Origin of the sequence: Pontibacter liquoris, from assembly GCF_022758235.1 — a bacterium.
Classification (GTDB): Bacteria; Bacteroidota; Bacteroidia; order Cytophagales; family Hymenobacteraceae; genus Pontibacter; species Pontibacter liquoris.
In genome coordinates, this window is the sequence record NZ_JALEBG010000001.1 from 2,612,491 (window position 1) to 2,627,729 (window position 15,239).

The following is a 15,239-nucleotide window of genomic DNA, read 5'->3' on the forward strand; positions in this document are numbered from 1 at the left end:
TAGTGAAACCTTGACTCATAACACCCTTGGTCACGTTGTATTCAGGTATTGGTCAAGGGTGTTATGGGATCACTTAAGCTGGACCTGAACACAGCGCAAGGGCAAGAGGCATAGGCTGGCAATGAACCTGCCACAGCCTATGCTTCAGCCTTTAACCACCAGATACATGGGTGGTTCGCAATAGCCTTAGGTAAGCAGCCTTTGGCGGTAATAGAAAACCACCACAACTTTTCCTGGAAGGAAAAGGATACGGCTGGAACCGAGGTGATCGTGTATCACAAGGTCGCAACACTAGCAGTGGGTAAGGGCGTGTTGGGTATTATACCTGGCTCAATGGCTACACCAGGTTTTGTTGTGCGTGGTAAAGGTGAGGCAAGCTCCCTTAATTCTGCTTCACACGGAGCAGGTAGGGTGATGTTTAGAACCAAAGCAGATGCTCTTGCTGCCATAGGTACAGTTGTACCTGCAGGAGGCGTCTGTGGAAGTGATCGGTCAGGGTTGGACGAAGCACCTATGGTTTACAGGACATCCGCCAGGTGATGCAATCGCAGCAGGACCTTGTGGATGTAGTGGGAACCTTTAATCCGAAGATTGTTCGCATGTGTGGAGATGAGAAGTATATGGAGAAGGATTAGGGTTAGATAAAGTTTGTTCTGCTTAAATCAAAAGCCCCTGCCTTAGGTTAAGATAGGGGCTTTATTTTCTATTGGTGCAGCAATATTTCTCATTAGAGATTATTAGAGATTATTAGAGATATTTAGTTAGAAAAATATTTTCTACCTATTCACTACCCATTTGATTTGATTTTATATACAACACGTCTGGGTCGAACTCCTCTAGTATAATCCCGGGCATAGCTGGTACTCTTTGGTTGTCAGTATTATCGTATTCTTTCTCCCATGACTGGCATACCTTTTCAAAGTTAGGCTCACGACAATCGAAAGGATAATCATCTTCGATAGAATAAGCATTAGTCCAATGCTTCCAATAATCAGGATCGTTACTCTTTGGTTTGGGAGCAGGCTCTTTCACTTTAATTTGCATTGGAGCTCTAACACAATCGCCAAATATTAGACCTACACCCTGGCCTAAGATTGGAATTTGTTTCAGCAGATCCTGACTTACAGAGGGTAAAAGCTTTCTAATGTATTCTTGGTCCTCCGGGTTTTGAATACGATGTACAATATAGGAGTTACATTGAGAAAGAACTGTCGTAGATAATTCACTCGGTCTTTGTGACGATACAACTAAACTTAAGCCATACTTTCTTCCCTCTCTCGCTATTCTTTCAAATACTTCTCTTGAAACATTTTTATCTTCACGATTTGTAGCTTTCGGTATATAGTTATGGGCTTCTTCTAAAACAAGAACATAAGGACATTTACCTCTAACATCTTTACCTTTGTACTCCTCTACTTTCTCGATTCTTTGAAGAAATTCTAAGATTAATCTACCTAAAAGGGCAGTTACATTTTGCAGGATGTCTGAAGGTATAAGATTTAAGTCAAAAATCACTACCTGATAGTTCTTCTTATGTTCCTTGAATTTGTTCAAAAAGTAATAATCATCAGTATCAGAAGTTTCGCTATGATCAGCTTTCTCCATTCTACCCAGACACAATCTCATAAAGTTTGAAAGTGATTTAGCAAAGTCCTGTTCTGCAAACTCATGGAATAGAAACTCGTACCGTGGATCTCGAAAAAAACGATCCATTCGCTGCAGCATCGTTTCACAATGGCTTCTAATTTGAGAGCTACTTGAGCCACTCTCTTGAATAGCCATATCAATTGATTCATGTCTTAGTTTATGTAAAGAAAAAAAAGACGGGGTATCAACATCCTTTAGTTTATTTTCTTGCTTTCCATCAGAAACAGATTTTGACTGTATATAATTTTTAACTAAAGTTGACAATTCTGTCATTCTAGTACTACTTCCAACTCCCTTGTGCTTTTTTAGAACATAGTCATATTTATCTTCATCTGAACCATCTTTTAGATTCATAAAATGCTTTTTGGCATCATCTAGAAGAGAATTTATCTGAGTGGGAGTAACAATTTCAGGTTTTAAATCAGGGTTCCTAGCGTATAGTAGAGCCTTGCTCAAGGTAGGAATTTGGCTTCCTTCTTTTGGCTGCAACAAATGAACCCAGTCTTCAAAGTTCATGAACCAATAAGGTAACCGCAATTCATCTGAACTGATATACAGAACATCAAAATTTGGATTTCCTTTGAAAGCTTCATGATATTCCCCGTTCGTATCAAAAAGAATAAAATGAGCTCCTTCCCCCCTACTTACCTCTTCATGATTTAAAATTGATTGCAGTAACGAAGCAATTGTGGATGATTTTCCAGCACCAGTATTACCTAAAACACCTAAGTGTCTTGAAAGTAATTTATCCGGATTAACCTTTACATGATAAGAAGGATAAGCTGTACTCGTACCTACTTCTAGAAAGTAATGGTCGTCTGCTGTCGAATGTTTATCAAAAATAGTGTCTAACTCCTGTTCGAGGATAAACCAGACAGGATTATCTAAAGCAGGAAACTGAGAGATTCCAAAACTAAATATTTGACTATGATTTTTTGCCTCAAGTGTGCCAACCATAGTAGCAGATAGGGTCCTCTTAGGCTGTGGTAATGAAAGAGTTGCTTCTGAAGTCAGTTCCACACTTTCCTTAGCCATACTAACCCTTGTAACTACAGCTACCACACATACTGACCCTATGGGCAGTAAAACATAAGAATTGATTCTAGCTATTGGATATACTCCTGTAACAAAAGTTTTAGTAAGAGATTTAGAACTATGGTTAAGCTCAATTAAAACTTTGTCACTCTCAACTCCTATAACTCTACCTATTTCTCGTTCCTGATCAGTCATCGAACTTGTGTTTTGTAAGGGGTGAAACAAGATCCCGTGCAGCACTTCTTTTTGCCTGGTATTTTTCTTCTAAATCCATTGCAGGCAGGTCTGGAAGTAATTCAGTAGAGAATGTAGGCCAGTTGGCAAAATGCTCTCCAATAATAAAGCTAACACTACTTTCACTCTTAAATCTCTCATACAGAGCTTTAATACTATCACTCCAACTATAAGAAACCACAATTAGATGAAAAGAAGGAATAGTTAATGCTTCAAGTATAATCCTGTTAATGTGAGCATCACCAAAACTATAACCATATGTAACTAGTACACTTTGAGGCTGTTGAATAGTATTAGCAAATCTTCTGAACATCTCAGAATATGGAAAACCAATTGTGTCGTTTTCTTTCATGGGGGTAGGATAAATAAGGACATTACCTTCATCCCCATTGAACTCTACACCTTTCTTTTCTATACCATATATATTATGTAAGCTCGCTTCATCAGCTTCTACCCAATTTAAAGATCCATGGATTTTATAATAGTGTATTATACGTTCCATTCTACTAACCCTACCTTCAGTTGTAGCGGCAGGATAGTAGTAATCAAAGTTAAAAGCCTCTGGATGAAAAAACTTTTGCAATCCTCCAATGAAACCATCTACATAGATTACCCCCAATTGATCCATTGCCTTTTCGAACACTAAATCATAATTAGTAGTAAACAAATTAGCCCTTCTAAGATTAATTGGCCGAGATATTATTCTCTTAATAAATGTCTTATAGTACTTAAGATCATCCTCCAATCCTGCTTTAGGAAGCTTACAAAGTTTTCTTAACTCTACTAATACTTTGGCTTTGATAGTTCCTGCTTCAACTGCACCACTCTCGTCTTTTACACTCAGGCCAAGTTTCTCAACAAACTGAATTTTGTAAAGGAAAGTGATAAAATCCTCAACACCGTAATTCTCTTTGAATGATTCTTTGAATAGGGTGAGCAGTCTTTTATAATTATTATCTCCTATGAATAATTGCCCTAACCAGCCATCATCATCTAAAGAACTGGGACCAAAAATTATACCTCCTACTTGAACGGATGAGCCAGCGCCTGTAAGTACAGAAAAATTGTCTGAATACATTAGCTCCCTTAACCTTAGACTTATAGCTTCTATTACACTCCTTTTTATAGTAGCATCATCCTTGGATTCTATTTGTCCCCTTAGCTCATCAAAAATGTTCTTTCCAAAAAGCCTAATAAAGTCTATCCCTGGTTGATATGGGTTGTCTTCATCAAATGCTTCTATTAACTCCCGATATGATTTACTCATCTTCAAATATGAATGCCAGCCATTGATCTAAAAGAATGTAATTAAATGATAAAATTTATATATATCTATAAAATACTCTTTGTAACTAAATTTATTTTTGTTTTTATTTTAAACTTTTTTTCCTGCGCAAAAAGACTGCGCACTAGCCCCTGAACTTTGGTCTATCATTAAAGGAAAAAGGCCATGAAGTTCAACATTCTCACTTCCAAAAAGCACCAGACCACGAACCACGAAGGAGCGCTGGCCTGGAAAATAGGACCAGCCGCCGAGTTGTATGCAGCTGTTGTAACTGCCTCACTGAGCGACAAATTCTAAGAGAGGGGAAACCAGTGCCTGGAGCGCATCCGGGAGCTGATCGCGCAAAATGATCCGGTATTTGTGGCAAAGCTGGCCGCGTACTCCCGCACCCACATGCACCTGCACTGCGTGTCACTTGTGCTGGTGGTATAGTTGCCCTTGCAGGAGTTTGTATTAGGATTAGAGTCGCTGGAGTGCTTTGTAAGATATGAGCCACTGCTGTGAGTGTACGAGTGCATTGTGGGCGTGCTGGTACTGGAAAGCGAGACTATAATTTCTAAGTTTTAGCGATTGATTCACTTATATTTCTTTGGTAAACTTGCGGGATGGTACGTGCAGCTTAAAAAAATTTAACAATGTGGATAAATATTTTTAAGCATCAAGGGTTGATAAAGTACAAGTGCCTTACAATAGATAACCTGTGAAGGATTTGTTGCTCTCTTGTTACCAACACATAACAACCCCGAAGCAAGATATTATCTATCAACTATTTACCAATAAAGTCAGATTCCCCTACGGACTACTGAAACAGAAAAGCCGCTCCACGCAAAATGGAGCGGCTTTTCTGTTTCGATATCGATCCCCTTTGGTTGTACTTGTCGAATTTTTACAGAAGAAGTCACGCTTCCCAGATCATCCCCGACCTGTTTCCATGTCTTTCTACTCCTAAAGAGCAATACTCTCCTTACCCATTACCGCTTTCACTATAACCCGACTGCGCTGAGGATTTCGCCCTGCCTCTCTCCAATCCCCTTCTGAACCAGCGGGGGCTCTTTGGGCAGAGGTGCCGACTACTATAGGAGTCGGGCATATTATTTAAAATTTTAGATTGATCAATGTGGAAGTATGCTACCCCTGTTTTAGCTTTTTTACCAGCTATTGCATCCGCTCATAATGCAAACTCTTCCAATAAACTTATACACATTTCCCCAAGCACTACAAAATCCCACATCTTCCTTATCTTAGGGCGCTCAATCAGAACCCATGATAAAAAAACTTACCTTATCAGCGCTACTGGCTGCAGGATCAGTATTCTCTGCAGTTGGCCAAGAGGCGCCTTCCTGGCTTCGCTACCCGGCTATCTCCCCAGACGGCAAGACCATCGTGTTTACCTACAAAGGTGATATTTACACCGTGCCGACAGCTGGTGGCAATGCCATACCGCTCACGATGCACGAAGCCCACGACTTTATGCCGGTATGGAGCCATGATGGCAAATCGATTGCCTTTGCCAGCGATCGCTACGGCAACTTCGACATCTTCGTAATGCCGGCTACCGGTGGTGCTGCCCAGCGCATTACGTTCCACTCGGCGCATGAGTATCCTTATGAATTCAGTGCTGATAATAAGACTGTACTCTTCGGCTCTACCCGCATGGATGCAGCCACTAACCGCCAGTTCCCGACCGCTTCGCAGCCAGAGCTGTACCAGGTGGCCGTAAATGGCGGACGTGTGACGCAGGTGCTTACCACTCCAGCTGAAGAGGTGAAACTGAGCCATGATGGCAGCAAAATGCTCTACCACGACAAAAAAGGCGGCGAGAATACCTGGAGAAAGCACCACGTTTCTTCGGTTACGCGCGACATCTGGGTATACGACACCAAGAGCGGCAAGCACACCAAACTCACTACCTACGAAGGCGAAGACCGCAACCCCGTTTTTGCCGAAAACGACAACACCATCTACTTCCTGAGCGAAGCCAGCGGTACCTTCAACGTGCACAAAATGGCAGCCCAGGGACCAGCCAAGCCAACACAGGTAACCAAGTTTGAGAAGCACCCGGTACGCTTCCTGACTGCTGCCAACGACGGTACGCTTTCCTTCAGTCAGAACGGGGAAATCTACACCAAAAAGGCAAACGGCGAGGCGCAGAAGGTAAACATCCGCATTGCAACAGATGCTAAAACCAACAACGAGAGCATCCTGCAGGTAGGCAATGGCATCCGTGATCTGGCCGTGTCGCCTAACGGCAAAGAGGTGGCTTTCATTTACCGCGGGGAAGTGTTTGTGAGCGCCGTGGAAGGCTCTGTAACCAAGCGTATTACTAATACGCCGGAGCAGGAGCGCAGCGTGACTTTCTCCCCGAATGGCAAGTCGCTGCTATACGCCAGCGAGCGCGGCAAGAGCTGGAAGGTATACAAGACCGATATTGTGCGACAGGAGGAACCTTACTTCTATGCTTCTACACTTCTCAAGGAAACAGCCTTGGTTGAAAACGACAAAGAAAACTATGACCCGCAGTACTCCCCTGATGGTAAGGAGATTGCCTTTTTGGAAAACCGCATGATCCTTAAAGTGCTCAATCTTGCCAGCAAGCAGGTACGCACCATACTTAACACCAACGAGCTGTTCTCCATGGGCGACAACGACCAGTACTATACTTGGAGTCCGGATGGCAAGTGGCTGTTGTTTGAGTACTCGGAGCCGGGCTTTGCCAATGGCGAAGTAGGCATCATCGCTTCAGATGGTAAAGGCAAGAAAATGAACCTGACCGAAAGCGGCTACAACGACTTTGCTCCCAAATGGATGATGGGCGGCAAGATGATGATCTGGAACAGCACCCGCGACGGCATGCGCAGCCAAGCCAACAGCGGTGGTGCTCAGGCTGACGTGTACGCCATGTTCTTCACCCAGGACGCTTTTGACAAGTATAGACTGAGCAAAGAGGACTATACCCTGCTAAAAGAACAGGAAGAAAAAGCTGCCAAAGACAAGGAGAAGGAAAAAGAGCAGGAGAAAAATAAGAAGAAGGCTAAGAAGGACGCATCTCCTAAAAAAGAAGACCTAAAGATCGACTGGGAAGGCCTCAACTACCGCAAAGCTAAGTTGACGCTTCACTCCTCCAGCCTCTCCGATGCCCTGATATCGAAAGACGGCGAGACCCTTTACTACCTGGCCCGGTTTGAGAAAGGCTACAACCTCTGGTCCACGAGCCTGCGCAGCAAAGAAACCAAAATGCTGGTGACCCTGAACGCCAACCGCGCCCGCATGCTGTGGGACAAGGAGCAGAAGAACATCTTCCTGGAGTCGGATGGCAAGATCGTGAAACTGGACCCAGCCACCAGCAAACAGGAAACCGTAAAACTGGACGGCGAAATGAACCTGGACGTGGCGGCCGAAAGAGCCTTTATGTTTGAGCACGTATGGCGCCGCACCAAGCAAACCTTCTATACTGCAGGTTATCACGGTGCCAAGTGGGACGAGCTGAAAGGCGATTACGAAAAGTACCTGCCGCATATCAGCAACGAGTATGAGTTCTCTGAAATGCTGAGCGAATTGCTGGGCGAGCTCAACGTATCGCACTCCGGCTCTAGCTACAGCAAAAACGACCCGAACGGCGACGCCACCGCTTCGCTGGGTATCTTCTACGACCAGAACTATACTGGTAACGGCATCAAGATTGATGAAGTGATTGTGGGTGGTCCGCTCAACAAGGCAGGCCTTAACCTGAAACCGGGCATGATCATCCAGAAAATCGATGGAGAAACTATCACGCCGGACAAAGATCTGGCACAGTTGCTTAACCGCAAAGCCAGTAAAAACACCCTGCTTACCGTATCGGACGCCGCTGGTAAAAGCATTCGGGACATTACCATAAAGCCTGTTACGCTGGGTGAAGAAAACGCCCTGTTGTACAAGCGCTGGGTGCGCCGCAATGCAGATGAAGTGGACCGCCTCAGCAACGGCCAGCTGGGCTATGTGCACATCCCGGGCATGAACGACCCAAGCTACCGCACGGTGTACGAAGAAGTGATGGGCAAGTATGCCAACCGCAAAGGTATGGTGGTGGATACCCGCAACAACGGCGGCGGTGACCTGGTGGCAGACCTGGCCATGTTCCTGAGCGGCCAGAAATTCCTCGACTATACCACTGACACCCGCTCTGTGGGCGTTGAGCCGTCTTTCCGTTGGACTAAGCCAAGCATTGCGCTAGCCAACGAAGCCAACTACAGCGACGGCCACTGTTTCGCTTTCAGCTACATGGACCTGAAGCTGGGCAAGCTGGTAGGTATGCCAGTGCCGGGCACCTGTACCTTTGCCGGCTGGGAAGTGCTGCAGGACGGCAATGTGCGCTGGGGCGTGCCGCCACTGGGCGTAAAAGACGTGCAGGGCCAGTACCTGGAGAACCTGCAGACCGAACCGAATGTGAAAGTAATGAACGAGTACGAACTGGTGAGCAAAGGCAAGGACCAGCAGCTGGAGGCAGCTGTGAAAGAACTGCTGAAAGACCTAGAAGCGAAGAGAAGCGCTCAGAAATAAGTAACCCTTAAGTATAAACCATAATTCATCCTTAACTTTGGTTGATGGAAAAGTAAAGCGGTGTTGGGGCCTCCCTGCACCGCTTTACTATTTCTATGGCAGCTCAGCCTGAGGAGACATCAATACCAGTGCAACCGACTACTACAAATCCACCAGAACCGAACAGCACTGAAAAAGCAAGAACAACTGTAAAGGAGCAGCCCGAAAGCATGGCTGTTGCCAATGCGCCAGAGACTCTTGACCAGGTGTTGGCCAGTATACCGGACGAGGAGCTGCCTCTACTCGCTGCCATCGCAGAAATAGATTTGTATGTACATGAACAAACATTTGACCAATGAACACCCTAATAAAATACGCATACTTACAGTTTTTCTGTTTAGCCTTAATGGCCTGGCGCAGGCTATGCGTACCAATCCTAATGTGTGGGAGCGGCTTATGCAGCTTGTGGTGATCAAGAGCGCTCTTCATCTCAGCGAAGATTAGCTAAAGGATTTTTCCCGGTTTACAAGCGAAATGAGGCCGAGATCAATAGGCTGAGCGGCAAGACAGCGAAATTTGATGCGAACCAGCTTGGACAACCTCCTTACCGTGGAAGCAGATAAAATAACGACACCCCAGCTGGATAATGTGGTTAAAATCATCTTTATCAACCGTAAGTACGACCCAGAATTAAGGACCGTATTAACCCTGCAACAGGTTATACAGCCCTACAAGTCCGAGGCATAAATACGCAGAAATTACGAAGGCTTAGAGAAAAGACAAACCCAATAATCAATACTTTCCTTTTCTAGGCTACATGCTCTAGCATTGTGCTCAACATCGCTATATCCCTGTGGGAAAAGTTTGAAAATCCAATCCTTTGATCTACTCTAAAGCCCTTCAGTTAATTTTGAAGGCTTTTTTATGCCCTACAGGTGGCCCGCCTGCTACGTTGGTTGTGTCAGCCTCTCCGCTGCTAACATTATAAATATTCTACCCTTTTATACTAGCAATGATCTAATTTCCCCTACTTTGTACGCTGTTTAAACACTGCGTACACTCCTCTAGCGCACGAAACAGCCGGTATCTGTATGAGAACTTACCGGATGACGAGCAACCCGGGGCGCTCACGGCCTCGTCATTATCTGCGCTATGAAACAACTCGCAGATAATTATCTAGCGTATTTGATGTTATTGATTTGTTCTGCTAACTACGGGTATAATTTGTTTAACTCATCCACCGTAAATGCTTTTTGCCGGTCCTTCAGCCGTAGCCGTACTTCACCTACTTCTTCGGGGTTGATTCTATCTGCATCGTTACGCCACGATTTCCGGATAAAGCTAAGCAGTTGGGCGAGGTCTTCGTTAGATAGCGTTTTGTCGTAGCCAATGCCTGGCATGTCGCCGTTTATCTCCGGTGCTTTGTACAGGTGGCCGTTTACGCGCACGGGTCCAGTCAGGCCAAACAACACAATAGAGATCAGTCTCCCCTTTTCTCCCGTTACCCAATCCGACTGGTTCAGCGGTGGTGCCAGGGATCTCACACCATTGCCGTCGGGACCGTGGCAGGTCTGGCAAGTCGAGGCAAACATTGCGGCCCCTTTCGGAAACTCCTTCAGCAAATCTTTGACATCGTTTTTCACTTTTGTGCTCCCGATTTGGTTTAGTACGCGCTGCAACCTTTTACTAATGACCACCGAGGTGTCTGCTACAAAGGCTGTGAGTTGCTTTTGAAGCGCATTTTCCCGGTCCCGGTAATTGCTTATTACCGCATCTGCCACATAGTCGTTTGTCGGATACGTCCTGGCAATCTGCCGCAGCAGACTTTGGGCGGCTGCCTGGTCATATCGCTGGATGTCGTTGGCCAGGAAAGCGACATAAGGCGCTGCCAGGGTATCGTTGCTAGCTACCAGTTGCTCCAGCACCGGCACATACTGCGACACATTCGTTTTGTTCATCACAGACGGCAACACGCTCAGCGCCTGCATCCGCACAGGCCAGACGGGCTGCTGCAGCAAGGCAATAACCTCCTGTGTCTGCAAGGCTCCCAGGCCTTCCAAGGCCCACAGGGCGTGCATGGCCTGCAAAGGCTTACCCGTGTTTTTAGCCGCCAGCCGCAAAGCAGGTATAGCCTGCGTAAAGTGATCGTCTATGAGCATTTGCTGCGCGTTGTCGCGCACCCAGCCATTCGGATGGCCCAGCAGATCTACCAGTTGCTCCGGGTCTTGAGGCAACTTTACGGGTTTTGCCTGTTTGTTTTTTGGAGTGATTCTGTAGATGCGGCCATACCCTAAAGGCTGCGTTAATTTACGGCGACCGATTTCGTTTTTAAGGTAGGTGGTCAGGTAGGTCTTGTGCTGAATAATGCCGCGGTACATGTCTACCACGTATAAGGCGCCGTCCGGGCCATTGTACAAGCTGACCGGGCGGAAGCGCTCATCTATACTTGCCAGGAACTCTTTGCTTTCGTACGCCTGCTTCCCGCTTACAACGTATCCATTTTCGTTCAGGATGTTGCGCTTAATGAGGTTGCCTGCCGGTTCAGCTACAAACACATTAGACGCGTAAGCTTCCCCGAACAGACCGCCCCGGTATACTAAAGGACTGCTGGCGGCCGTAAAGTTCACCAGGCGAAGGCTGTCATCCAATATGCCTTCCATGTATCCCCTGTTCACGCCGGGCGTTGGCCGGAGAGGGTACACCCGGTTATCGGCTATGATCTTCTCATTAAACCCTGCTACACCAGGCTGGTTTTTGTTAGTCGCCCCGAAACCCGGCATAAAATAGTCGCCTAATACATTATCGGAGTTGTTGTTATAGTATAGCCGCCCATAATTGTCCTGCGAAATGCCCCATTGCCCCCGAAAGTGCGTCTCCTCAATCTTCCACTCATCGCCCTCTTTCCGGTAGCGCTTTGCAGACTTGGCATTATAGATCCAGTTATCCATGGCCCGGAGCAGGCCGTTTGGCTGGTGCTCCACATTTCCGCCTTCCGCATAATTAGCGTCCACCAAAGTCCTTTTACCCGGCTTGTCATTTTTTATTTCATAGTACCACAGGCTTGGCGTTTCAGCCACCAGAATGCCCCCATCAATCAGGCAGAGCGCGCGTGGCAATACCAGGGAGTCTAGAAACACCTTCCGTTGATCGGCCACCCCATCGCTGTTGCTGTCTTCCAGAATCACGATCTTACCGTTGGGTACTTCTTCTCCTGTTCCGACGGTGTCGGGCATATAGCCCTCCATCTCCACCACCCATATGCGCCCATTATGATCAAAGGTCATGGCAACGGGCGTGCTGATTAGGGGTTCTGCGGCAACCAAGCTTATGTCAAATCCATCAGCTAGCTGCATCAGGTCAATAGATTTCTCAGGAGAGAGCACGGGCGAGGAATCCAGGCTTACTTTGGCAGCCTCCTCTTTTGTTACTTCGCCGGGAGTACCTGTTTGGGTAATTTTAGAACCCTGTTGCTGACAGGAGCAAAAGGCACCTACTATGACAGGTAAGAGAAGTAAATACAGTTTGTTTTTCATTATAATCACTAATAAATTGTTATTCTTAGCCGGTATTTTCTAAGAGAAAGCTTCTTCCGGTAATGACATCGTTTTATATAAATATTAGCTGTTGATACAACCACTGGGCTCTCTCTTTACGAAAGCGCTACCGGCTTCATACGTCTGGTCAGGAAGTGGATGATGATCCATGCTGAAAAATAAGCGAGACCACAGATGATAAACAGTATATTGTAGCCGGCACCAATGTTTCCAAGATTTTCATAGTACTGCAGCAGCGCCCCCACAAACAGAGGAAAAACAGTGGAAGCAATAGAGCCAGACATACCACCTATACCCACCACCGTACTGACAGCACTTTTAGGCACTATGTCTGACACAATGGTAAAGATATTCGTGCTCCATGCCTGGTGCGCAGCCGCCGCCAAACTGATGATGCCCACTGCCACCCAGATGTCGGTCGCATACCTTGCCAGGATGATCGGCAGCACCACAAAGGCAACAAGAAGCAGCGTTGTTTTTCTTGCCTTCAGCACAGGCCAGCCTTTCTTTATGAGATAAGACGACAAGTATCCTCCACCAATACTGCCAAACGTAGTAGCCGTGTATACTACAGCCAGCGGCAGGCTGGGTTTGGTCAGGTCCAGCTTAAATGTTGTCGCGAAATAAGACGGCAACCAGAACAAGAAGAACCACCAGACAGGATCAGTCAGCACTTTGCCGATGATGAACACCCACGTTTGGCGGATGCGCAGCAGGCGCCCCCATTTCAGTGAGCCGGCATTTTCCTGATGTTCAAATTCCTCATCGCTGTGAATGAAGGAATATTCCTGTGGCGATAGTCTTTTCTGGCGCGAAGGCACCTCATAGAAGTACCACCACAGCACCAGCCAGACAAAACCAATAGCCCCAGTAAGCAGGAACGCCTCCTGCCAGCCATAAGCACTCAGCATCCAGGGCACAAGCAAGGGCGCTGCCACGGCACCTATACTAGTGCCGGAGTTGAATATGCCCGTAGCCAGCGCGCGCTCCTTCCTGGGGAACCACTCGGCTACGGCTTTTACGGCTGCCGGGAAGTTCCCAGCCTCAGCCAGACCCAACAGCCCTCTGACCAGCCCAAAACCCAGCGTTGTCCTGGCAGCGGCATGCAGCATGGCCGCTATACTCCAGACAGTTACCGAAACAGCGTACCCAAGCTTGGAACCAAGCTTATCGATGATGCTGCCGAACACGATGTAACCCAGGGCATAAGAAGCAGAAAAGAACATGATGATGTAGCCATAGTCCAGCTCTGACCAGTTAAACTCGCGCTCCAGGGTAGGCTTCAACAAACCGATGACCTGCCTGTCGATATAGTTGATGGTGGTGGCAAAGAAAAGTAAGGCGCAGACCACCCAACGGTAACTCCCTACCTTCACTATGTTTTCGGTGCTGGTCTCGCTTAGTTTTATCTTTTCCATGTTTGATGTAACTCGTGTCTGTTGATGGTATAAAAGCTGTTAAGTACCCTTACTGTAGCCTTTGAAGAGGGTAAGCCTTTTTCATTTTTCCCTTGTATTGGCGCAAACATTTAAACTTGTGTCTAAAAATGTTGCCGGTTTATACTCCAACTGGGCCAAAGTCCTCCTATCCCCTCACACTCGTAAAATGCAACTATGGCAACAACAAAACGCAACGAACCTGCTTATGTCCGGGGTTTTACTTCACCCTCCTTTTCTTGCTCTTTGCGACTTTACAGAACAGTAATGAGCGTTTCAGCGCCTTTTCGCTCGGAGGAGACATAGCCGGCATAGATGGTGGCGATCACATCGGCAGCCAGGGCGCTGTTGCTTTCCACGGGCTCCTCTAAGGTAGCAGACCTGTAAAAGGCTTCCATCTCATGCTGATAGCCCGCAAACCAGGCCTCGTCCGGCGACATAGCGGACCACCCCTGCTTCGTCTCTGTTTTCTCCACCACATACACATCCTTGAAATAATGCGCTGCCGGCGTATAGGCCTGCATGGCATTGTTAGGGTGTATGTTGCAGATGGTACGGTGGTTGTTGGTGTTCACCTCGATCCAGTTATGCACGCCGCCCAGCACCAATTCACTGGCAAACACGTCGGCAATAGTGCCATCTTCGAACACCACGTGCAGCATCGCAAAGTCTTCAATGTCTTTATAGGTTGTTCGCAGGTGGCCCTCATCCCGGAAGCCAGGCATGCGCGTGATGGCATGTGTTCTGGCGGAGATAGACTGCGGACGGATAGGTTTGCCGTCACGGGCACGGCCCTCCACGTGCTTCAGGTAGATGGCTGCCGACAAGGGATGGCACCCTTTGCCAATCATGGAGCCGCCGCCGGAAAGCTTCCACTGTCCATAAGCCAGCGAGTGAGAGCCGGAATGCGATTCCTCCCCATGCATCCAGATAATCTGCGCGCCCGTTTTCTCCAGCACCTCGCGCTCTTTCTGAATGGCCGGGGCATATACCCAGTTCTCCGCATACATAATAAGGCCTTCGCTTTCTTTCTCGGCCTGAAGCATCCGCTTTATACTAGCTAAGGTCGCTTCCAGCCCTTTTTCCCTGGAGAAAGTATCACCATCAAAATCCGCCTCCCCATCGCCAAAGTACCCCGTAAAAGGCTTTTCCACGATCACGTGCTTGTTCCGTTTTAAGGCGGCAATGACGATGGGCTCATGGGTAACAGGCGGCGTACAGACATGCACCACATCCGACTCTTCGAGTAGTTCCTCCAGGCTACTGAAGGCCTTCAGGTTTCTTTCTGCTGTAAATGCCTGCAGGTTTTCAGGAGAGGGAGAGTAGGCACCCGCAATGTCCACCCTGGCGCTGAAAACGCGCTGCAGCGCTTCGTAATGAAATTTTGCGGCGAATCCGGAACCAACAATCCCTGCCCTTACCGTTTTTTTTTCCATTCAGTATGCTGATTTAATGTCTTTCATCGGTTTCGTTGGTAATCGGCAGCTTAGTTAGGGAAGTAGCTTTTAGTATTGTAGTAGCAGATCTCCC

At 47.0% G+C, this 15,239-nt stretch carries 9 protein-coding genes; 4 read left to right on the top strand and 5 right to left on the bottom strand.

What is annotated here, in order from left to right:
- Positions 1-264: 264 nt before the first annotated feature.
- Positions 265-540, top strand: coding sequence for an RtcB family protein (locus tag LWL52_RS10895; RefSeq protein WP_367615710.1), 276 nt, complete (start codon positions 265-267; stop codon positions 538-540).
- 240 nt (positions 541-780) lie between these two features.
- Here the strand turns inward: LWL52_RS10895 and LWL52_RS10900 are convergent, their stop codons facing one another.
- Positions 781-2,877, bottom strand: a complete 2,097-nt coding sequence (locus LWL52_RS10900; RefSeq protein ID WP_242919728.1) for an ATP-binding protein — start codon at positions 2,875-2,877, stop codon at positions 781-783.
- A complete protein-coding gene (locus LWL52_RS10905; RefSeq protein WP_242919730.1) occupies positions 2,870-4,183 on the bottom strand; it encodes an SIR2 family protein in 1,314 nt (437 codons plus the stop codon). The genes LWL52_RS10900 and LWL52_RS10905 overlap by 8 nt, the downstream gene beginning before the upstream one ends.
- A 183-nt stretch (positions 4,184-4,366) precedes the next feature.
- Here LWL52_RS10905 and LWL52_RS20530 point away from each other — a divergent pair, with 183 nt between their 5' ends.
- From LWL52_RS20530 to LWL52_RS10915, 3 genes are all read left to right on the top strand, one after another.
- The gene (locus LWL52_RS20530) at positions 4,367-4,498 is read left to right on the top strand and encodes a hypothetical protein (protein WP_255749057.1); all 132 of its coding nucleotides are present in this window, start codon (positions 4,367-4,369) and stop codon (positions 4,496-4,498) included.
- 966 nt (positions 4,499-5,464) lie between these two features.
- The gene (locus tag LWL52_RS10910) at positions 5,465-8,740 is read left to right on the top strand and encodes a S41 family peptidase (RefSeq protein ID WP_242919732.1); all 3,276 of its coding nucleotides are present in this window, start codon (positions 5,465-5,467) and stop codon (positions 8,738-8,740) included.
- A 95-nt stretch (positions 8,741-8,835) separates the two neighbouring features.
- Complete coding sequence (locus LWL52_RS10915; RefSeq protein WP_242919734.1) at positions 8,836-9,078, top strand: hypothetical protein; 243 nt, start codon at positions 8,836-8,838, stop codon at positions 9,076-9,078.
- A gap of 852 nt (positions 9,079-9,930) precedes the next feature.
- Here the strand turns inward: LWL52_RS10915 and LWL52_RS10920 are convergent.
- The 3 genes from LWL52_RS10920 to LWL52_RS10930 all read right to left on the bottom strand — a co-directional run bounded on the left by LWL52_RS10920 (position 9,931) and on the right by LWL52_RS10930 (position 15,145).
- On the bottom strand, positions 9,931-12,252 hold the full coding sequence (locus LWL52_RS10920; protein ID WP_242919736.1) for a DUF7133 domain-containing protein: 2,322 nt from the start codon (positions 12,250-12,252) through the stop codon (positions 9,931-9,933).
- 116 nt (positions 12,253-12,368) lie between these two features.
- The gene (locus tag LWL52_RS10925) at positions 12,369-13,691 is read right to left on the bottom strand and encodes an MFS transporter (protein ID WP_242919737.1); all 1,323 of its coding nucleotides are present in this window, start codon (positions 13,689-13,691) and stop codon (positions 12,369-12,371) included.
- A gap of 272 nt (positions 13,692-13,963) precedes the next feature.
- Positions 13,964-15,145 (bottom strand): Gfo/Idh/MocA family protein, encoded by a 1,182-nt coding sequence (locus LWL52_RS10930; RefSeq protein WP_242919738.1) that lies wholly within the window; start codon positions 15,143-15,145, stop codon positions 13,964-13,966.
- Between the last annotated feature and the right edge of the window lie 94 nt (positions 15,146-15,239).